The sequence below is a fragment of the Bartonella sp. CR127HXZ genome (assembly GCF_042194555.1).
GTDB lineage: Bacteria > Pseudomonadota > Alphaproteobacteria > Rhizobiales > Rhizobiaceae > Bartonella > Bartonella grahamii.
Genome location: NZ_JBHIMZ010000010.1, coordinates 35,165 through 56,684, shown reverse-complemented (window position 1 = coordinate 56,684; position 21,520 = coordinate 35,165). Strand labels below are relative to the sequence as shown.

Below are 21,520 nucleotides of genomic sequence, written 5' to 3'. Positions count from 1 at the left end.
CGCAAATGACCTTTGCCATGTGTTGCGCCAAGACGTTAGATTCAATGTGAAAACTTATTAGCTCGCAAAAGCCATCGCTTTTGGTATCGCAGTTTTGCGAGGACTAAAATCTGTTTCTCTTTGTTGAGTAGAGGTTGTTGCTTCTTCATGAGTTACTGTTGAATGCTCAGTGCGTTCAACAGATTGTGATAAGCGTTGTTGTTGATGCAAATCTTGCGTCCGTTTAGAAGATGGTTCATGGCGTTTTTGTTTTTCCTGCTCGGTTTGCAAAATGCTCTCTCTTACTTGTTCTACAGCCGTTGCATAATTGTCAGCGGCGTCAATTAAGTGAGAAAGACCAGCTTCAGCGTGTCTGCGTGCTTGATTTTTAAAGCCACAAAGACTGATACCAGCGTACTTGTGAAAAGATTGAGGATTTCCGACAAGTTGCTGTGCGAGCGCTTCTATTGTTTCAGGGTTTTGGAAAAGTTTTTCCACTTGTGATTGCAAAATGTTTGCGTTACCAAAAACAACTTCGCACCAATATTTGATCTGGGCATGGTGCCTTTTGACTTTTGAATGTTGTTGAATTTTGGTAGAAATTTCTGCCTCTGAAAGAGTTTCTTTTTCACGTTGATCTGGTTTTTGCAGAAGTTCAGTGACTGCTGCCTTTCCCATTAAACGTTCATAGTTTTTGAGTTCTTGCTCTGGAGATTGCGATAGACTCTCTCTTGCCTGTTTTACAGCTTTTGTATAACAATCAACGGTGACGCAAAGGGCGGAAAAATCTTCTTCCGCTTGTTTGCGCGTTCGATTTTTGAAGCCCAACGTACTGGTGCCTGAAAGTTTAGCGATACTTTCAGGATGGGCTGCCATGCGCCATGAGAGCTCCTTTCCTGCAGCGGGATTTTCTTGAATTTCCTCCATTTTTTCTTGCAAAATATTTGAATCTCCATATGCACTTGCGGATAAACGTTGGATTTCCTCTCGATATGTTTGAACCAATGAATGGTGTGGAAGCAATTGAATGATTTCTTCCTCTGAGAGAATTCTTGTTGCCCTTTTTAGAGAAACTTGTGAAGTAACTGTTGAATGTGTCGTTTCAGGTTTTTGCTGCCTTTTGGTAGAGCTACCTCTTGTTAGAAGCGTTGTTGGATTTGTTGATTCATGTACAGTTTCTTCTTTTAAAAGAGATTGTCTTTCCTCATCTTTTTCCGGTATGGATGACAGTCTTTTGCTTTGGGAAGGAGCTTCTTTATAGAGGCTTTCTGGGCTTGTAACCTCTGCCGCCGCTTTTTCATAGAGCGCTATAAGTTCTTGTATTGAAGGGGATGAAAAAGGGTGAGGGTGATCTTTTTTCATGCATGTTTCCTTTCAAGAATTGTTTTAGAAAACCTCTTTGGTGTACACTCTCGCCCTTTATATTTTTATGGTTTTTATAAGAAGATATCAAAATTGAGTGGTCTCCAAAGATCGGCGCTATTTGTCACCATCGTAATGGGACTTTGTGTCTTTTATACAGTTTTTTTGTGAAATTTTATCAATAAGTTATAGTCAATTACTGAATCCATTTTTAGGACTATTTTCTGTCACAAGATAAAACAATTCTTGGCGCAACCGCAATAAAACGATTTACGCCAAGAGATTACATGAAAAACAAAACTATCGTCTTTATGCTTATAACCCCTTACATGGCATAATCCATACCGTGTCTTTGTCGTTGAGGACTGTGCTCTGGACTCTCCTGGTTTTGTCCTCTTGTGTGATGATGACGATGATGAGCTCTTTCAGCTTGCTGAGAATTTTCTTGATGGCGTCTTTGCTCCGCTTGAGGGGTTTGCAAAAGCCTCTCCTTTTCTTCTTTTACAGCCTTTGTATAACCATCAATAGCATCAACGAGTGGTTTAAAACCGTCTTCAGCTGCTTTGCGTGTTTGACTTTTTAAGCCAAGTGCGGAGCGGCCAGCAAGTTTATGTATAGATTCAGGATTTTCAGCAAGTTGATTTGAAAGGTCTTTTCCTTTACTGGGATCTGTAAGTATTCCTTGCAAGTGTTGTTGGAAAAGCGTGTCATTGCCATAAACGACCTTACCCCAGTGCATAACCTCTTCTCCATAAGCTTGGACATGTGGGTTTTTTAAAAGTATGACAGTTATTTGCTCAGCTGTGAGGGAAGATGAAGGTCTTCCTCTTTGTTGCGGAGCAACCTTTGTATAGTCTGTTTCAGGATCTTCTCTTCTTTGATGATGGTGTCTACCTTTTGAAGGAGAAATACTGCTAACTGATGCGTATGTAACTTCAGCTTCGTGTTTTGGGGGAGCAACCTCTGTATAGTCTGTTTCAGGATCTTCTCTTCTTTGATGATGGTGTCTACCCCTTGAAGGAGCAATACTGCTAACTGACGCGTACAGAACTTCCTCTTCTGGGGTTGGTGTGTGCTGGTTTCCTCTGTTTGGTTTATTAACTGTTGCATAGAGGGCTTCTGGATTTGCAGAAGGGTGTGGATGATGTTTTTTCATGCATGTTTCCTTTCAATATTTTTAGAAAACCTCTTTGGTGCATTCCCCACTTTTAGTTTTGATAACTTTTGTACAAAGGAAGATATCCAACTGAATGACCACCAAAGATTTCGCGCTATTCAGGATCAGTGTGACGGACCTTTGTGTCTTTTATACAGTTTTTTTATGAAATTTTATCAATAAATTATGATAAATTACGGATCCACTTTTAGAACTATTTTTATAATATTTTAAAACAACTCTTGGCGCAATCGTAATGAAACGATTTGCGCCAAGAAATTCAATGAAAAATAAAAATTTATGTACTTTACGGGGGCTCACTTACATGGCAAAAGCCATTCCTTTTTCGCCATGTCTTTGCCGTTGTGGGCTGTGCTCTGGACTATTTTGTTCTTGTCCTCTTGTGTGATGACGACGATGATGGTGGTGATGCCTGTGTTCTGGGTCTCTTTCTGGACTTTCTTGTTTTTGACCTCTTTCATGTTCATGTGTAAATTGTTTATGGAGCTTTTGTGTGTTATGCATATGTCTCTCAAGAGCTGAGCAAAGGTGAGTAAACTCCTCTTCAGCTTCTCTGCGGCTTGGAGATTTTACACCAAGTATTTTGTGACCTGCAAGCTTACCAGCGCTTTGAGGATTTTCTGCAAGATCCCATAAGATTTGTTCTGCATTTTGAGGATCATCAAGGATCTTCGCAAGTGGTCCATTCAAAGCATGCTCGTTACCATAAACAACTCTGCATCGCTCTTGGATTTCTCTTACACCATATTGAAAGCTTGTATTTTGTAAAAGCTTTGTTGTAACAACATCTTTTGGGGTTCTGGGAGGGGAGATCTTGCCTGAGCCAACGCCTTGATATATGGGATTTTCTCGTTGTTCAGATTCTTGCCTGCCTTCAGCCCCCATGCCAACCGTTGCATAGACAGATTCGAGTGATTTTTGGGGAGAGAGACCACCACGTTCACCAAATTCAAGCTCTGCATAGAGATGTTCTGGTTCATGGGAAGAATGCCTACCCTGTGCATCTCCACCAACTGTGTCGTAGGGGGACGTTTGCCAACCTTTTGCCTCCAGATCGGTTACTGCATAGGGATCTACGAGTCTGTCGGCGCGTCGCCCATCACTTGGTTCTCCACCAAGTCTGTCATAGGGATTTCCTAGTGGCTTTTGGGGAGCATAGATCGTTGTTGGTGGTTGTTGAAGTGTATATTGTTGTGGGTTGCGCTGTTCTTTGGGTGGTTTGTTAACCTTTGCGTAGAGGTCTTCTACCTTAGAAGCTCCTAGGTTTTGTTGTTCTAGTGGCTTTTGGGGAGCATAGATCGTTTTTGGTGGTTGTTGAAGTGTATATTGTTGTGAGTTGCGCTGTTCTTTGGGTGGTTTATTAACCTTTGCGTAGAGGTCTTCTACATTAGAAGCTCCTAGATTTTGTTGTTCAAATTGTTGTCTTAGTTCATCTATATTGGTAGAAGCGGTTGGGTGACTTTTTTTCATGGCTGTTTCCTTTCAATATTTTTAGAAAACCTCTTTGGCTTTGGCGCATTCCCCACTTTTTGATAACTGTAAGACACAAGGCAGATATCGAATTGAATGACCTCCAAAGATTTTGCGCTATTCATATTTGTATATAGTGGATATTTATGTCTTTTATACAGCTTTTTTATGAAATTTTATCAATAAGTTATAGTAAATTACAGGATTCATTTTTAGGACTGTTTTTTGTAACATTCTAAAACAACTGGTGGGCGCAATGGAGATAAAATGATTTGCGCCAAGAGTTAGTTGGAAGGCAAAAGTTCACGCGTTTCTAGCCGGTAAGAGCAAGTGATGAAGAGCGATTAACTTTTAAGGTGTGAGCTTGACATTGTGCTTCTTTGGTGTTCCTTACAGTATTCGCAATTTCTTTTGCTCTGCTTTCCGATGTCCCAAGTAGGCAAGCTAGTCTGGTATAATCTTTTTCTTGTATGGCTTTACGATCTTCTGAAGATAGACGATTGTGTAGTTGGCGCGAAAAGTGATGGAGTTCTTGTCGCAGTGAACGAGAATGCAATAAAGCTTCTCTTTGTTGTTCTCCTGGTAAGGCAAACAGGTTTTGTAAATTTTTTCCAGGTGTTTCGACAGTGTGGCTCAGGCGTTTTTGTTCTCTTTGATGTTGCTCTAAAATTTCTTCTTTTGTTTGTTCTGTTATTGTGGCATAATTTTTAAGGGCTTGGCTGAGTTGTGGAGCAGTTTGTTCCGCCTGTCTGCGATTTGGACTTTTCATGTCAAGTATTTTTCTTCCTGCAAGTTTAGAAATTGATTGAGGGTTTTGTAAAATTTGATCGGCAAACTGATTTCCTAAGCTTGGATCTGCCGTTAAGATATCCATTTTGGTCTTTAAGGCATGGGCTTTACCATAAACAATCTTTGATAAATTTTCGATTTCTTTTCTACATGCTTCAACATAAGCGTCATTTGAAATCCTTGTGAATAACTCTTCATGTGTGAGAGGTGCTAATGTTTCTTTTGGGATCAGTGTTTCTTTTAAGCTTTGAATGTTGGTTTTTTGAAAGCAGAGGTGGGCACCGTTGAGTAATGTTTTGACGAGTTCTGGGGGGAGATCATCTTTGTGGCCGACGACGAAAGCACCTTCTACTTCCATGACAAAACCTTCTGCTGAAAAACCTCTAAAGATGCCTTCATAGGGAATCCCTTCTTTTGCGGCAACAACAATACGATTGTTAATTTCATCCAGTCCAGCATTTCTCATTTGGGAGATGAATTCTTTTAAAACAAGGGATTTTTGCGGATGCGTGATATCTTCAAAAAGATCTTTCATCGGTTGGGGATTGCCATATTGCATGGCTTCAATACAAGCTGCTGTCATGCGTCCTTTTGTGATGAAAGAAAAGTCAATGGGATGTCCTGCTGCTTGTCCAAGTTTTTCCATAAACATTCGATTTACGCGCCCATTCCCTTTTCGGAAAGGATGTGCGTGCTCGAGCACCATAAAAACTTCAGCGGCATTTTCAGCAAATTCTTGGCGCGATAAACCTTCTAAATTGTTCTTCTCATTCAGTGTTTTTTCGAGTTGTTTTAACTCTTTTTTTATCTGTGAGCCAATAGCAAAAGGAACTTCATAACCTTTGGGACGCATCGCCGGCATATGGGCAGAGGTTCCGTCTTCAAATGTAAAGGATATATCGCGGGTTTTTCCAGCCCATTCAAAAGTTTTGTGAAAGAGGCTCCAGTGGATTAATTTTAAATAAGTGGAATCAAATTTTTGTGGAAGTGGTTCATGGCGAAAATTGATGGCTTCTCTGGCGGTATCATGGGCACAGCGTTCATACAGTTTTTTGGGGTCTTTTATGCCATATTTATTCTTGAGTGTTAGGGTACCTTTATATAAATAATTTTGCTCTAACATATAATCTCTCCTAGGTAGGTGGGGTGGTGGTTGATAAGCGTCTTAAACGCTGCATGTGAAAAATTCCCCTTCGCGTATTCTTTTGAGATTTTGGTGTTATGAGAGGGAGCGCTTTTCCCTCAAGTGTATGGATGGTTGTATCGATCGTTTTGTGATACTTTTGAAAGGTTTTTGGTGTGAGAAATGCCAAATGTTCTGTTGTGATTGTTTTCATGTATATTTTCTTTTTTCATTTATTTTTGGAAAGCTTTTCTGATGTTTCCTTTGTTTATTATCTTGTGCTGTAAAATACTGTTATTGAGGGCGCTGATATGAATCCCATGAGTGGTCAGAAAATGGATTATCTACAAATTGACTCTGGATAAAACCTTCATTCTTTGAGGTGTAAGGAAGAGGTCAAAAAGAAAAATGTTGTTTAAAATTGTTGGTTTTTTACTTTTAACAAAGTTATTTGCAAGAGCGCTTTGATGAAGATCGTGGATATGGCGGGTGCAATCGCTCTTGGTTTGCGGATGGAGTTGGTACTTTTCATACACAGTACTCAGATTAGTGAATCTATGGGCAAAAGCAGTCATCAAAAATTTTTCTCCATTATGTTTTTCTTATTGCTCCATATGAACATCTTGCCATATGAACATCTTGTTTGTGTATTTTTGAAACAAATTGTTTTTTATTTTGTATTGTTACTCTTATCGTATTGCGCTGCTTTAAGATCCATAAGAGAGGAAACCCTTTCTTTAGTTGGGGAGAAAAGCCTTTTTTCAGCGCTTTATCTTTAAAATAGAACACTTTATGATATCGTAAAGGGGTAAAAGTTTGTATAAGAACGATTTATTCATTTTGATGCATATCTAAAATATTTTTTTGGAAAAAATCGATGTTCTTGAGTGTAGGTGTCTTGAGAGTTCTTATCTCAAAGATTAAATTTTGGGTTTTTTGTAGGGGATAAATTATACACAAAAAGCTTTGTAGGAATGTATTTACAGACTTTCCTCAGTGGAGATGTTGGTTTAGTTATAGGTGATTTGAGGGGATTGGTGTTTTTTATAAAGACGATGGGCGCTGGTAAAACAATACACAAAATACAAAAAGGAAAAAACACGGTTTTTTTATCATGTTTTCCCTATGTGTGTGAGGAAGTGGGCAAAAACTTTTTGTTAACGGGCTTTTAAAAAACAGAAATGTATATTGTTTTTGTTGTTGTTCTTTTCATAGTCAAGATCTCATAATAGGAGGCTAGTTTTTCTTTTGTGGGGCAAAGCGGTTTTTGGCAGCTGCGGCTAACATTTCTTTTCTTCTGAAATAGATGGCGCGACCACATCGCAAAGGAGGTTGTCCTTGCATAAGAATAATTTGTTCATCTTGACGCATTTCTTGAATAACCTCATGGGGTAAAATCAGAGCTCTTTGTTGGTAATTGACGTTGTATGAACTCTTTCCTAAAGATAAGCCTCTTGATTTGCTTGTTCCGGTTACTTCAACAGTCATTTGGCCACAGCGTTCTGAAATGTCTTTGGCAGTTTGGAGGTCTTTAATGGCAGCATAGCTGACAAAGGAGCAGCTTTCAAACCATGAACGTGCTCCAGCTTCTCCAAAGTGATTGACCAACTGACCAGAGGATTGATAAAAAAGCATTAAAGATGTACCGTATTTACGTCCACGATCGCGCGCTTCTTCTAAAATATTCATATAGCCTAGAAGATCAACTTCATCTAAGACAAATAAAACACGCTTTTTATAGTTACCGTCTGCTGTAACCATGGCATTGAGAAAAGCGCCAATAATCACGCGTCCAATAGCTGGATAACTGTTTAAAATGCTTGCGGGGAGATTGAGAAAAACATCTGTATTGCCATTTGTAATATCTGAGGAAAAAAAATCATCTCCGCAGACAAGATCTGCGTAATTGGACAAAGAAAGCCATTGAGTGTCTTTTGATGCGGTTGTATAGACTCCTGAAAAGGTTTGCTCTGCCATTTCTGTAAAAATACCAACCATTTCGCGAATAAAAGGAGAAGGTGTTGTTTCTTGAATCATACGTAGTTGATTAACAACAGCTGTTTCTGATTGAGAGAGAATTCCACGCAATGTTTTTAAATTGCGCTCATTGTCTTTATATTCATCAGAAAATATAACATGAGCAAGAAGGGCTGTTAAAAGGTTATGAGCTTGTGTCGAGAAATATTCCGCTGAAGAATTATCTGATTTTTTATCTGTAAGAAGCAACTTGGAGAAGCTTACAATATTTGCTTCGCGTTGTGTGCGTGGTACGCTGTCGTCTAAAAGCCAATCGATGACATTAAAATTTTTTGTTAAAAATGAATTGGGATCGAGAACAATGACATTTCTATTTCCCATCTTTTGACGCGCAAATTTGACCATTGGGGCGACTTCTGTTGAAGGATCAAGACAAATAATAGACCCTGGATAGGTTAGACACGTGGGAACTACTGTACTTGTGGTTTTATAGCCACCAGAACCAGCAAAAAAGATCATATGAGTTGAACCAAAATCAAGATTAAAGGTTAGCAAAGGGGCTGTTCCCCCCTTTCCCCATGTTGTTTTATTGCCAGGTGAAAAGGGAATTTTGCACACATTATCTTGATCAACACGGTATCTTTCCCCCACAACAATTTGCCCATTGGCAGGAAAAATTTTCGCTGCCTCTCTTAAATTCATCCATGCGGATTCACCAAACACACCTTTTTTTGCACGCTTGACCTTATTTTTAGGTGGAGAGGTTGTTATGAATTGAATAATGGAAAAAAAACCACCAATGATGATGCCAAAGACAACCATGGGGTCCATGAATTGAAGCGCATAATTCCACGTTATTCCTTGTTGTCCAACATAGGGACCTAAACGTTTTATTTCTCCACCAATATAGTAAAGAGCTGTGGTTCCAAAAAAGATAAGGGAAACGAAAGTAATTCCTTTACGTAAGTGCAGCTTTTGCGAGAGACTATAAAACAATGACACAGCAGCTGTTAGTGCTAGGACTAGTAAAGGTTCTGAACGAAGAGTCCAATAAATTTGATTGCTCTTTAGTCCATTTGTTATAAACAACAAAAAATGAGGAACAAGGAATATCGTTAAAGCACCTAAAGCGATTGGTGTTAAAATGAGCACCATTTGTGTCTTGGTATATTTCATTGTATTTACTTTCAATTCTATCAGACTATGCTGCTAAAAGCTCTTTTTTCAGGTGTGTGATATTAAACTCTCTCTTTTTTGAAAAAGCGCAGATGACGCCAAACAGTTCTCGTTTATGAGCCCTTCTTATAAAGTAGGAAGCTTTTATCCATTCTTAGCAAGCCATAGAAAATGCTTTGGAACGATGCATTGTGCATACTTGTGTTTGCTGATGTAGTTCTTTGGCTTGCTTAACGGTTTGTGTAATTTGTTTGGCTTTATTTTCTGATACACCAATGCTTTGAGCCAGTGTTTCATACTCATTATTTTTGACAGCTTGATGTTCAGTTAGTGAGAGACGGCTATTAATGTTTTTTACAAAGTCGGTAAGCTCTTTTTGAAGTAAAGGATTTTTTACTAAAGCTTCTTTCTGTAATTCTTTTGGCAAGGTGAAGAGCTCTTGTAAGCTTTTGCTTGGCATTTTTACTATTTTTGCACGACGACTTTGTTCTGTTGCATGTTCTTGAGTAATTTCCTTCTCTGCATGTTTTACAGCATGGGCGAAATTTGCAACGGTAGTACAGAGCATCTCAAGATGATTTTTAGCGTTTGCACGTGCTTGATTTTGTAGTCCGCATAAACTGAAACCTGCAAGATGAGAAACAGAGTGTGGTGCTCTTTCAATCTGGTTGGCGAGCTGTTGGCCTAAGCTTGGATTTTTGATGATATCTACCATCTGTTTATCTAATATTTTTTCTTTACCATAAACAATTTTTGCCAATTTCTGGACCTGTTTTAGGCTTGCGTGGACGCAAGAATCTTCTGCAACCATTTCGGCTTTTTTATTTTCTGTCAAAGGAGCTAGTCTTTCTTCTGGAATGAGAATGCTTTCAAGCTCTTTTGTTTTTGGAACTGTAAAGGTAAATTTGTCACCGGGTTTTAATGTTTTGAGTTGTTCTGGTGTGAGATGCTCTTTATTGCCGATGATATAAGCCCCTTTCACATTGAATGCAAAGCTATCATAACCAGCACCTCTATACATCCCTGTGTAGGTTTCACCTTCTTTTGCAACCATAACGGGACGATCATTAACATTGCGCCCAAGTTCTTTCATGTTGTTCATGAATTCCTTTAAAAGAAGTATTTTATTGGGATTAGAGATATCCTCAAATAGATGTTGCATTGGTTCTAGATTACCATTTTCTGCTACAGCAACACTGGCGAGCATCATGCGTTCTTTTGTAACAAGTGAAAAATCAAGCTGATGGCCTGCTGCTTGAGCGAGCTTTTCAAAAAAGACCCGTTGTGTACGTCCGTTGCCTTCTCTAAAAGGATGGAGTTGGTTAAGGAAGTTAAATAAACTTATTGCTTCAGAGTTAAATTTCTCACGCGTTAAGCCTTGCAAATTATCTTTTTCGGCAAGTGTTTGATCTAATTTTTGTAAACCTTCAGGGATTTCATCACCGAGTGCAAAAGGATTTTCCCATCCTGTTCTTTTCATTTCGGGCATAGCGGCTGTGGTACCATCTTCAAATGTAAAGGGAAGATGGCGAAGATGACCAGCCCATTCAAAGGTATTTTTAAATAACTGATAATGAATAGAGCATAGATAGGAGGTATCAAATTTTTCTGGTAGGGGGGCTTCACGCAGATTAACCATCGCTTTTGCTGTATCATGCGAGCATTTCTCCAGAAAGGATTTCAAGTTTTTTATTCCATATTTATTTTTGAGTGTTGTGGTGTTCGGGTAGACATAATGATGGGGAGAAACTGTCTGTATATTTCTTGTTTTTTCTTTTGCTTTTGGCATCGTAGCTTCCTTATAATGTTACGTTGTCCATGAGAGTATTAAATTCCTCGAGTGAAATATTCCCCCTTGCATATTCTTCTAAAATTTTTAGCGTTTTGGAATGTAGCGCTATTCCCTCTATTGCATGAGTGCTGATGGCTGCTTCAACCGCTTCACGGCGTTGTTTTAATTCTTCCACTGTCATCGATAAAAGATTTTCGCTGTTTTCTGTTGCTTTGGTTTTCATGTATTTTTCCTTTTATGTGCAATCGTTGCTTTAAAAGAGCCTTTAGCAGCCGATGTGATCTTCTTTTAGTCTCCTCCAAAGATGTTTCGTTGTTTGAAGGGATCATAATAAATTTCTGTGACCTTAAATTTTCCTTCAACCCGTTTGCATTGGATGATGATATCAATCATTGAAATCAACAGTCCTCGAATATCATCACGCTCTAAATCACCTCCTCCGTCACTTTCTTTGACCAAAAGGGTCATTTGCTCAAAGGCAGCAAGGGCTGTTGAGGCATGAACAGTTGTAATGGAACCTGGATGACCTGAATTGACATTGCGGATATAATAAAAGGCTGTACCATCTCTAAGTTCTTGCAAAAGAATACGATCAGGACGCATCCGTAAAGATGATTCAAGCAATTCTTTGGGTCCAACAGAGGCTAAGCCTTGTCCATCTTTTGAATAGAACATCGAGACATGATTAGGGTGCGGTATCACCAATTCTTGTGTATCTTCAATGGTGATAATACGCTCTTCTTGAGGAATTTTGGCGATTAATGCTTTTGATAATGTTGTTTTACCCGAACCAGTTTTTCCTGCAATTAAAATATTTTTCTGGCATTTTACAGCTTGATTTAAAAAGGAGACAAAGTCTTTATTGCAGTAGGCATGAGCTAAGTTATGCTCGATGATTTTGAGTTCGTTAAAACGAGAAAGATAATCATTCAATGGCGTGAAAGATATCTGTTCACAGAGCGAAAACAGACCGTTATTCGCGAGCTCTTCGAGAGAAAAACTTTGCGATGATGGTTTGCGAATTGTCATACTAATCGTGTTTTTTTCGACAGCCGGCGGAATAACAACTTGAATGCGCTCATTACCTGGCAGAGTAGCCGATAATATTGGATTCTTGTCTGATATGTTTTGCTTGGAATAGGACGCGACAACTTTTGCAATCCCCATAAGCTCATTAAAAGAGAGAGCCGGTGCTTCTATAGTTTTCCATCCATCAATACCTTCCGTCATTACTTGGTAGGGACGATTGATAACAATTTCAAAAAGGCTTTCATCTTTCAAAAAAGCACGGATGGGTTCAAGTTTTGTGAGAACAATCGCGATGGTTTCATCGCTCATGGTATGTAAGTTTGAGTTCATTTTAAAGGTATCACAGAATTTTTGTAAAAGTTTCTTGAAACAGCTCGATTGGTAATCTGTTTTTTATTTTCGATGACTTTCAATTTATAGACGCTGGAAAAATCCAAATCGCGGGCAACAAAGATATTCACCATTTCTCCTTGGTTTTTGGATAATGTTGGAGGAATATTGGCATAATTTTCGACGACAATATTTGCAATATTTTGTCCTGAAGAGATTGTTTCAGTTTCTTCTTTTTCTTGTTTTTTTGCTAAACGTTTATTGGCATAGTTTGTCACATCTTTTATCAGGGAAACAAGAAGCGCAGATCCAATCCTCTCTAACCAATGGTTATCAATATCTCCATCTATACCAGAACGCCCTAAACTGTCTGTTGCAGGTGAAGCTAAGGATATAATGATACCATTAGGGGTTTTTGCTCTATTCCATAGCACAAAGAGACGTGTTTGGCCTTTTTTCAATCCGGCGCGATATTCACCAACAATTTGGGTACCTTTATCGAGAAGGACAACACGACCATTGTCTGATAAGATATCTCTGGAAACGATACAGCTGGCAAAACCTTGTTGATCACTGTTGATGGCTGTTTCTAAAATACAAGGGATAGAAGTTCCCATCGCGATGATGTAGTTTCGATTGCCAAGGGTTGAAGCACGAATACCTTCAAGCACTGTGGGTTTGAGAAGATGATTAAAACGTTGTGTCGTTTCATCAGGTTTACTTTCAAGTTGGTGAGGCAAAACACCATTATTTGTTTGTGAATCTATTTTGCCTTGTTGTGTATTTGCATAAGCTAATACAGGAGCACGTTGTGCTGCTTCCAACAGTGAGTCATCAGAATTTAATTGATTGATGTTTGGTGTTGGTAGCTCGACCTTTGGCAATAGAGCGTTATTTCGTTGAGGCTGTTCAAGGGGGGAAGGGGTAGGCTTTGCAGGGCGAAAAAGCTCTGTTTGTTTTATAACTTTTCCTTCTTTTGAAGATTCAATTGGTTGTTTTTTTTCTGTAACAAGTGTTGAATAGGCTAAATAAAGACAGACACTGAAAAGAATAATAAGAGCAATAGCTTTTCCTGCATTGTTCTGTTGACTTTTTCCTTGAGCATTTTTTATTGTATCGCGATCATTAATGCTTTTTTCATCCACGGTGTTATTCATGGCTGCTTCCTAGGTTCACTTTACGTTGTACAGATGGTGATGTCGTACCTGTTTCAGGGTTAATTCCTTCTGGTACGAACCTTTTATTAAAGATGCACAATACTTCATTCCCACGCCGTAGCGTGAATTGTGCAGCTGTTGCATGAACAATAACCTTGTTGCCTTTAATTGATTTGGGAATAAGCGCTTCTTGCCCATCAGGCGATACAATGTAAATGGCAGGGATTTCAATGTTGCCTAAAAAGGTAAAGGTTGTTGTTTTTCCATTATCATAGACAGAAGCAGGTTCAATGAGGGATGAACCTTGGGCTTCATAAGCCCAATTGCGTGGTCCAAAATCTTCATGGATATTTAAAACATCATTGACAAAGTTTTCTTCACGTTGTTTTGCTTTTTCTGCTTCGGCTAATTTCTTACGCAAGGCTTCATCTTCTGGATAACGAAACTTTACCAAGAAATATGTCTCATTGCCAGCTGAAACATCGCCTTCACGGATTTGCAGCTCGAATTGATAAGATCGTTGTGTTCCATCTTGACGGCTTGTGACAATTTGTAAATTGGTCACAGGTTGGATTTCACGTGGTTTGAGAAAAACAAAGTGACCAGCCGGTGCAACTTGCCAAGCAACGGAATTTCCAATTCCTACATAGGTTACTTCTTCGTCATCGGCAAATTCCAGCTGAACTGAAGAGCGAATGGAGCCAATGATTTGTACGACGTTGTAGGGGTCATAATTGACAAATCTGATGCGGTTATCTTTACGTGCACTGACAGGCGCTGTTTCTGCAAGTGAGAGGACAGTGTGAAAGTTGAGAGTGATCGTAAAAATTAAAAAGGTTGTTTGTAAAAGTCTGATCATTTTATCACCTCTGGATCAGATCTATATTCCGATACTTGAAAACCAAGAGGGTTGATGAGACGATCAGACGTTGAAATGTGTGCGTTCACGTAGGAAAAATTTAATATTGAAATCCAATGGGAAATATTTTCTTTTTCATTAAAGTCTCTGACCGTTTTATAGTAACGAACTTGGATAAGATCTTTGCTTATAAAAGAGATTGATTTTATTGTGACGGTAGCAATCATGTTATGATAAATATTTTGCGGACTTTCTGGATTATTGCCCGCGTACCATTTTGCAAAACGGTTTTGTTCTTTTGGAGAAGATAAAAGAGAAACTAAGCGAAAATTGTTTTCTGCTTCTGATGCTTGAAAACCTTCACGGGCACGAACATATTGGCTGGCAAAATAACGCGTTATCGCTTCATCATAGTCGTTAGGGGATTCTTTGAGGGCGCTTACAGTATCAATAATGCCTGTTGAGTTATCGACGCGGATAACAAAAGGCTCTACCGTTTTTAAAGGCGTCAAAGCTGCGACAGCTAAAGCCAGCGCAATCGTCATCAATCCAAAAAGCACTGTTAAAGCCATGGAAATTTTCATTCGCACGCGCATGCTATGCATGCGATCAATGTCAAATGAGCGCGCTTCTTTTATATATTCTTCAAGGGCATCACTTTTCACGCGTAACCTCCACAGTTTTATCAGATCGTGCTTCATGAATAACCGGCTTTAATAAAGCTGAATTGGCTGTTGCTTTTTCACTTTCTAAAGTATTGAGAATGATGGGAGTGGTAACAGTCCTTACGCTCTTTTCTGGGTGGACAACGTTTTGATTGTCCCAATTCCACTTATCTTTATTTAAAGCACGGGTATGTTTGCCATTGCAGCGTGGTGGTTTTTTGGGGCCACTCAAAGAGGCACAACCAGTAAGAGCGATTGTTAGGACCATAACAAAAGTTATTTTTCGTTTCATTTTTTGAACTCACAAATATCTTGGAATACAATGCATGAGAGCCTTTATTCTGGACACTTTTAAAAGTCTATGTGATTGGTTTTGTTGTAAGATCTAAGATGTTAGATCTTACCTGAAACAGGATCATGGCGCGTGCGCCAAAGGGCGCACGCAAGGCAAAAACAAAAATGCTTATTCTTTTAAAGAGGTGCTTTATCTTAAAACCGACCACGACCACCTCCAGATCTTCCTGCTTTTGCTGCCGCGCTTGCCACACCTTTAGTAGCGTTACCGGCAGCACCTGAGATTTGTAAAGCAGCATTTTTTACTGTATTAGCACTCGTTCTTGCACCATTGGCAAGCATTGTGAAAACCTGTCCCCCTGAAGAGACACCAGTGTTAAAGTATGGTCCACCAGAGGCCAGCGCTGTTGCAATACCGGGAAGCGCACGGAAGATAATAACCCCTATGATCGAAATGACGAGGACAGGGGGGAAAAGAACATAGATTGATTCATATGAAACTTTGAGAACCTGTAGAATAACTTGACATATAATTGTTCCAAGCATGATCACGAGAACCTGTAAAATGGTAAAATTGATCAAAGTTGTAATCCATGCATCGGTGTATTTTCGCGTTGCGTTGAACAAATACAAACTAATGAATAGAGGCCCAAGACCTATAATCATTACGAGAGCAACTTGTGCAAACATTTGCACAATAAAACCACCTATACAAAAAAGAATAACGGCTAAAAGCATGATAGAACCAAGAAGCCCCACAATGATCTTTTCAAAAAACCAAGCATTGTATAAAACTTCTTGATAGCGAGCATTTGCCTTTAACAAAATATAATCAAAAACATTGGAGCTTGCAGGATTGCTGTTAAGTGCATTCCCAATAGCGTTGGATAAATCATTGAAGAAAATATCCTTGACATAAGTATTAAATGTATCCGCATTCGTTGCCATTGTTGTCACAACAACGATTTTAACAACATTATTGAGAAGACTATGCATGGAAAGCGCAACGCGACCTGTCATAACATTATAGCCATAAAGAAAGATAAAAATGATTGCGGCGAGATTTAAGGGTGCTGAAATAGCAGAAGATAACCCTTTCACCGTTGTGTCCATCACATTATCGAGAGGGGTTAAAATATACCCAGAAACGCTTTCAAATGGAGAAAAACTAAAGTCTGACATTTGTATTCGTACTTCCAAGTTTTTCTTTTAATTGTTTTTCTTTTTCTTTTAATTGTGCCTCAAGGTATTTATGCTTTTGTTGTTCCATTTCTTCACGCATTTCGTCTTTTGTTTTCGTATCTCTTGCTTGAATCATATCAAGAGACTGAAGTTTTAAAGAAGCCACTTGAAGATCGGCTTGAAGAAGAGAAAGTTTTACTTGAAGCTCTTGTTGAAGAGCTTGAAGCTTCTGCAACTCTTCAAGGCTAGGTTTTTTTACAGCTTCTGTTGCTGTTGTATCTGTTTGTGACTTAAGTTGTTCAAGTTGATGACTTATTGCTTTAATTTTTTTTGCAGTTTCAGTTGCAGTTTTATATATGCTTTCAGCTGTTTCTGATTTTGCAGCATCTAATTTTTGTGTATTCTCGAGTGCTTGTTTATAATATTCATCCGCATCGGGTGTCGTTTGTGATATTGCATGAGAAATAAAAGAAAAAGATAACAGTGTAACTAAGCCATATTTTTTCATTGATTTTTTCTCCTTTGATAAAATATGGGCAGCCATTTGTCAGGGTCTGCTCCATATTCGTTGATAATTTCATTCATGAGTTCAATGTTTTTTGTTGTGCCGCTTAAAACGGCGATCTCATCATTCATTCCACGTAAGTTAAGTTCTGCAACGACGGAACTTTGTCCTTGTTTGACGAGAAAACGGCGGGATTCTCTGCTTAATTCTGACTGTATCAGTTCAAATTCACGCTCAGTAAGTTTGAAAGCTTCGACATAATCATTGTAATTTGCTTTTTGATTTGGAAAAAATATTTGGGTGGGGCATTGCTCAATAATTGTGTGCGCGATTGTTGAGTTCAAAGCATCTTTAGGGCTTTGTGTTGCAAAGAGCATCATGCCATTTTGTTTACGGATTGTTTTTAGCCGATCTTGCGCAAAAGCTTTGAATGAATCATCTTCCAAAGCTTTCCAGAATTCATCAACGACAATAATGATGCGCCGCCCATCAATCAAATCAAGAATGCGGTGAAAGAGATACATCATTAAGGGGCGCCGAATTTCTTCATTGTCTAAGAAATCGGTCATGTCATATCCAATGAACTGTGCATTTAAATTGAGATCATCTTGATCATTATCAAAAACCCACCCTAAATCATTGCCTCTAATCCAGCGTTGTAGTCGTATGGCGATACCTTCTTTTGATGTGTTGTCAAAAAACAGTTGAAGTGCACCAAGAGAGCGTTGTGTTGGGGGTAAGTTTTCTAAAGAATCGATGGCTTTGGCGATATCTTGTCGCTCTTCTTCTGTTACGATTTGCCCTTCAGCGCTTACCAGCTTTAAGATCCAATTACGAAGAAAGATTTTATTTTTTTCAGTGTATTCCATGCCCTTTAAGGGAGAAATCCCTGTGGGCTGCCCATTTTTTAGAGGTTTATATTTTCCTCCTCCAGCTCGTACAAAAATCTCTGCTCCTTGATCTTTGTCAAAAAAAACCATTGTTGGATTGTGTTTTTGTAATTGTGCAAGAAGAAAATTAACAATCACTGTTTTACCAGATCCCGATGGACCACAAACAAACGTATTTCCAAGATCGCCATAATGAAAATTAAAATAGTAAGGTGAACCTGCCTGTGTTTTTAGCAATGCGACAGCAGCTCCCCAAACATTATCGTTTAGTTTGCCAACAGGGAAAGAATGGAAGGGCGATAAAGCGGCAAAATTTCTGCTGGTAATAGCGCCTGAACGCGCACGATAGCTAAAGTTTCCAGGAAGCTGTGCCCACCATGCTGCTTCCAAGCCTAAATCTTCTCTGGCAATTACGGCTCCCCCATTGGTTAAATGGGCTCGTGCTTTTGATAAGTTTTCAGTCAATATTTTGGGATGATCAGCAAAAACAGCTAAAGAAATGTGATGCTCGCCCAAAACAAAACGGTTTGATTCTAAATCATCTAGCGCTTCATCGAGTGCATCAATTTGTGAACTAGCACGGTCAGCTGCATTGATCATTTGATTTTGCTTGCGGCTCATAATCGCACTGGCGGCCGCCTTACTTTTAAAGACAAAGGATTGTGTTAAAATGAATTCAAATGGTACCGTAAGCAAACCATCAGTCATACCAGGGCGTGTTTTAGAAGGGTATTCTTTCCATCCAAACATGCCAGCAAAGCGTTCATTACTTTCATGGCGAATTTCGATAATTTCTTTCCCAAAAATAACACGATCCGAGTAAATCGTTGAAGCAATAGTTCCAAATGTGAGAGGAATACGCTCACGTCTTCCCCCCACCAGCTGGTGGAGAAATTCACTTTGTTCAGAAAATAAAATACCTTCATGTTCATAGATTGATAGCAGACGGACTTCATACTCTTCTAAACCTTGCATAAGGTCTTGACTTAACTCTTCGAGTTTACGAACAGCTTCCTCATCGGGTTCAGATTGTGTTTTCTTCGCTTTACTTAAGCGCTGAAAAAATGAAACCAGTTGTTCTGTTTTATCTACTGCGGGATTCCAAAGCAGTGAAATAAACAGATCATTTCTATATAGTTCTTGCGAAACCATTTTCTTTTTATATTTTTCATCTAATGTTGTTGCAAAAGATGAAAGAAAATGACCTTCTGGGTAGATCGTTTCACGGCGGCGGATGATGTGAGAATATAAAGCAACCCGTTCATCTGCAATATTTTTTAAAAGGGTGTTTAATTGGTTGTGTAAAGAATTTAATTGATCAATATCCGCAGTGTCAAAATTTACGCCCTCAACAGCCATCACAACCATTAAACAGCGCGAATTTAAAGCAACGACATGTTGGTTGATATAGCGTATATAGGGAATATATTCTTCAGGCAAAGTTTCCCGTTTCATTATTGACATCTGTTTCACCGGTTTGGCTCCTTCAGCTTAGTTCCTTATAAGTGCGGATAAGGCGTAAGGGGGAGGTAGAACCTCCTCCCCATCGGTTGAGGTTTTTTTGTTTTCCTCGGGTATTGAGCCAAGCAAATAATACGCGAAATTGGTTGTGATCATGTTTTGTCACTTCACGCAAAATAAAGTGCATCCCAATACCAAAACCAATCACGGTAAAACCACTCGTTAAAATAAAAAGAACGGACGTCGCCATGACATTGAGCGCCATCGCTTCCATTGTGACACCGGCAAACATGGACGGTCGTGTACAGGCAAGGAAAAGAGTGTCTTCGTTCATTTATGCCGTGCTCGCTAATTTACCGACAAGAGTAGGGGCACCAAAAACAATAGCAATACCAAGAACACAGTAAGCTGCTTTGCGTAAATCAATAAAGCCGTACATCCAGCCAATACCCACAGCAGCAACACATATAATTGCAATAAGCTTTGCCGTTGGACCCGTCATCATTGTGACAATGCTGCCTAAAACACCTTCAAGTTTTGCGAAACCACTCCCATCAGCAACAGGAGCAGCATAAGAAGGATCTGATACAAGCAATGCTGTAAAAAGCAGCATGGTCATGATAACGATAAAAATGATGTTCTGGGATCTATTATCTGTCATTTTACCTCTCTTTAACAAATAATATTTGTTCATATGTCGACATTCTATTGCCTCTAAAAACTGAAAAATGCTGTTATTTGATGACAGTTAATTCTTCTCGTTTGTTTGTTTTAAAAGCCTTGATAGTGGATCTGTTCACTCTCAAACTCTTTTTCTTAAAGAGACAGAAGTCTTTTCAAATTGAGATTGTGTTACATAAAAATGGCAATTTTAAGTTGTATTCATTGGTAAAGACAATAATATTAAAACAATGCAAGAAGGAATATTATTCTTTACAAAATGTAGTTAATATGCAACACAAATATCTGGATTTTTTCTTTAAAAACAAGGGTATTGGTGATATATAATATGAAAGGATAGAAAAACAATGAATTTTTTGAGTGAGCGTGTTAAGAAATGCTATTTAAATTGATTGTTATTATTTACATTATGGGTTCCATAGTGTGGGGATTAAGCCAATATAAAGATAAAATAGATTTCAGCATTTTTAAAACATTTGGGATGCAAGATATACAAGATATTCTCAATCTTTATCGAGAAGAAGAAAACCGAGAAGAAGAAAATTTGGTTAAATCTATCACCAAACAGCAATTAGAAAAAAATGAACTAGCTCTCGATTTGCAGAAGAGTGTTTCATCAAACGATGTTGCAAATAATACTGTTGTTTTTCATGGTAAGGCCTCTGTTACAAGTGGGGTTACATTTAAATTGCTGACGCCTGCTGCACAATCTTGGCGCTCATATATCACCCGTGATATTCATCTTTATGGTGTAGACACATGTGCACCACGCCAAAAAGCACGATTAAATGATCAAGAATGGCCCTGTGGTGCGGTTACAACGGCTTGGCTTGTCACCAAAACACTTGGGCAGGATTTATCCTGTAAACAGGCTTTGATGCACAATGGTGTTTATTATGCGCAATGTTTTGTTCAAGGGGTTGATTTAGCTGAGGCAGGTCTTACAGAAGGTATGTTGGTACTCTCAAAAGAGGGGAAAGATCCTATTCCAACCCAGTACCATCATGCGGAAGAAAAAGCACGCAACAACAAGATTGGTCTTTGGTCAAGTGATTTCACTGAACCTTTAAAATGGCGGCGAGATAATGGATCTTACAACCCCTTTGAAAATCCGTGATTGGCTTTAACGAACATATTTATTTAAATTTGTATAAAGGAAACTTTATCAATAAAATTGCACCAGACCATAGGGCAAAAGACCATAGGGCAAATTTGAATAAACCGTGAGATTATTTCCGTTTGTGAAGTATTTGTGAAGTAAATGAATAATACTTCCCTTTTCAAGGGAGGTTTGCTCTCAAAATCCCTCCTCTATTTTTACTTATGTGTTTTATAAAAGCAGGAAAATGTCATTGTTAGTGGCAAAGCATTTTTGAGTATTTGTGTTTGAAGGAGAAAATGAGACGATAAAAAACGCTCAAGAAATGGATTTCTAGAGTGGAGTTGATAAAAGTGAAAAATGAATAGATCCCAAAATGGCGTAACATTTGATATAACGGATAGAATATTTTACAGTGCCTTAAAAGAATTCATAGCAAAAGTTTTTTTCATTAGAATTTTGTCTTCAAGATTGGATCACGTTTTTTTACTTCTTTAAAAGTGATCAATCTGTTTAATTCCTT

Annotated in this window: 19 protein-coding genes; 1 reads left to right on the top strand and 18 read right to left on the bottom strand. The window is 38.7% G+C overall.

All coding sequences use genetic code 11. From position 1 onward, the window contains the following. Window positions 1-57: 57 nt before the first annotated feature. From ACFIKY_RS06765 to ACFIKY_RS06680, 18 genes are all read right to left on the bottom strand, one after another. On the bottom strand, window positions 58-1,341 hold the full coding sequence (locus ACFIKY_RS06765) for a BID domain-containing T4SS effector (protein ID WP_375661572.1): 1,284 nt from the start codon (window positions 1,339-1,341) through the stop codon (window positions 58-60). Window positions 1,342-1,666: 325 nt separating this feature from the next. Next, window positions 1,667-2,497, bottom strand: coding sequence for a BID domain-containing T4SS effector (locus ACFIKY_RS06760; RefSeq protein WP_375661571.1), 831 nt, complete (start codon window positions 2,495-2,497; stop codon window positions 1,667-1,669). A gap of 321 nt (window positions 2,498-2,818) precedes the next feature. Further along, complete coding sequence (locus ACFIKY_RS06755) at window positions 2,819-3,988, bottom strand: BID domain-containing T4SS effector (RefSeq protein ID WP_375647472.1); 1,170 nt, start codon at window positions 3,986-3,988, stop codon at window positions 2,819-2,821. A gap of 313 nt (window positions 3,989-4,301) precedes the next feature. Then, the gene (locus ACFIKY_RS06750; RefSeq protein WP_375661570.1) at window positions 4,302-5,900 is read right to left on the bottom strand and encodes a BID domain-containing T4SS effector; all 1,599 of its coding nucleotides are present in this window, start codon (window positions 5,898-5,900) and stop codon (window positions 4,302-4,304) included. 10 nt (window positions 5,901-5,910) lie between these two features. Continuing rightward, window positions 5,911-6,114 carry a hypothetical protein gene (locus tag ACFIKY_RS06745; RefSeq protein WP_375636365.1) on the bottom strand — a complete coding sequence of 68 codons (204 nt, stop codon included), beginning with the start codon at window positions 6,112-6,114 and terminating at the stop codon, window positions 5,911-5,913. A gap of 1,022 nt (window positions 6,115-7,136) precedes the next feature. Continuing rightward, entirely contained in the window at window positions 7,137-9,053 is a 1,917-nt protein-coding gene (traG, locus tag ACFIKY_RS06740; RefSeq protein ID WP_375636367.1) for a Ti-type conjugative transfer system protein TraG, read from the bottom strand. Window positions 9,054-9,207: 154 nt separating this feature from the next. Beyond that, window positions 9,208-10,842 (bottom strand): BID domain-containing T4SS effector, encoded by a 1,635-nt coding sequence (locus ACFIKY_RS06735; protein ID WP_375661569.1) that lies wholly within the window; start codon window positions 10,840-10,842, stop codon window positions 9,208-9,210. Window positions 10,843-10,852: 10 nt separating this feature from the next. Continuing rightward, window positions 10,853-11,068, bottom strand: a complete 216-nt coding sequence (locus ACFIKY_RS06730; RefSeq protein ID WP_375620165.1) for an antitoxin VbhA family protein — start codon at window positions 11,066-11,068, stop codon at window positions 10,853-10,855. Between the two features lie 65 nt (window positions 11,069-11,133). Further along, a complete protein-coding gene (virB11, locus tag ACFIKY_RS06725; protein WP_375647473.1) occupies window positions 11,134-12,204 on the bottom strand; it encodes a P-type DNA transfer ATPase VirB11 in 1,071 nt (356 codons plus the stop codon). Continuing rightward, complete coding sequence (gene virB10, locus ACFIKY_RS06720) at window positions 12,201-13,361, bottom strand: type IV secretion system protein VirB10 (protein ID WP_375636372.1); 1,161 nt, start codon at window positions 13,359-13,361, stop codon at window positions 12,201-12,203. The genes virB11 and virB10 overlap by 4 nt, the downstream gene beginning before the upstream one ends. After that, on the bottom strand, window positions 13,354-14,220 hold the full coding sequence (virB9, locus tag ACFIKY_RS06715) for a P-type conjugative transfer protein VirB9 (RefSeq protein WP_375636374.1): 867 nt from the start codon (window positions 14,218-14,220) through the stop codon (window positions 13,354-13,356). The genes virB10 and virB9 overlap by 8 nt, the downstream gene beginning before the upstream one ends. Next, window positions 14,217-14,921 (bottom strand): virB8 family protein, encoded by a 705-nt coding sequence (locus ACFIKY_RS06710; RefSeq protein WP_273788313.1) that lies wholly within the window; start codon window positions 14,919-14,921, stop codon window positions 14,217-14,219. The genes virB9 and ACFIKY_RS06710 overlap by 4 nt, the downstream gene beginning before the upstream one ends. Then, window positions 14,875-15,177 (bottom strand): hypothetical protein, encoded by a 303-nt coding sequence (locus tag ACFIKY_RS06705; protein ID WP_015856709.1) that lies wholly within the window; start codon window positions 15,175-15,177, stop codon window positions 14,875-14,877. The genes ACFIKY_RS06710 and ACFIKY_RS06705 overlap by 47 nt, the downstream gene beginning before the upstream one ends. Before the next feature lie 197 nt (window positions 15,178-15,374). Next, window positions 15,375-16,361, bottom strand: coding sequence for a type IV secretion system protein (locus ACFIKY_RS06700; RefSeq protein WP_375661568.1), 987 nt, complete (start codon window positions 16,359-16,361; stop codon window positions 15,375-15,377). Continuing rightward, complete coding sequence (locus ACFIKY_RS06695; RefSeq protein WP_375636378.1) at window positions 16,348-16,869, bottom strand: type IV secretion system protein VirB5; 522 nt, start codon at window positions 16,867-16,869, stop codon at window positions 16,348-16,350. The genes ACFIKY_RS06700 and ACFIKY_RS06695 overlap by 14 nt, the downstream gene beginning before the upstream one ends. Further along, a complete protein-coding gene (locus ACFIKY_RS06690; protein WP_375636421.1) occupies window positions 16,866-19,220 on the bottom strand; it encodes a VirB4 family type IV secretion/conjugal transfer ATPase in 2,355 nt (784 codons plus the stop codon). Before ACFIKY_RS06690 ends, ACFIKY_RS06695 begins: the two co-directional genes overlap by 4 nt. A gap of 22 nt (window positions 19,221-19,242) precedes the next feature. After that, the gene (locus ACFIKY_RS06685; RefSeq protein ID WP_273788309.1) at window positions 19,243-19,551 is read right to left on the bottom strand and encodes a type IV secretion system protein VirB3; all 309 of its coding nucleotides are present in this window, start codon (window positions 19,549-19,551) and stop codon (window positions 19,243-19,245) included. Next, window positions 19,552-19,878, bottom strand: a complete 327-nt coding sequence (locus ACFIKY_RS06680; RefSeq protein WP_375653154.1) for a TrbC/VirB2 family protein — start codon at window positions 19,876-19,878, stop codon at window positions 19,552-19,554. It abuts the gene before it with no gap. A gap of 396 nt (window positions 19,879-20,274) precedes the next feature. On the opposite strand from ACFIKY_RS06680, the gene ACFIKY_RS06675 reads away from it, so the two are divergent. After that, the gene (locus ACFIKY_RS06675; RefSeq protein ID WP_375636382.1) at window positions 20,275-21,015 is read left to right on the top strand and encodes a hypothetical protein; all 741 of its coding nucleotides are present in this window, start codon (window positions 20,275-20,277) and stop codon (window positions 21,013-21,015) included. The last annotated feature ends 505 nt before the right edge of the window (window positions 21,016-21,520 follow it).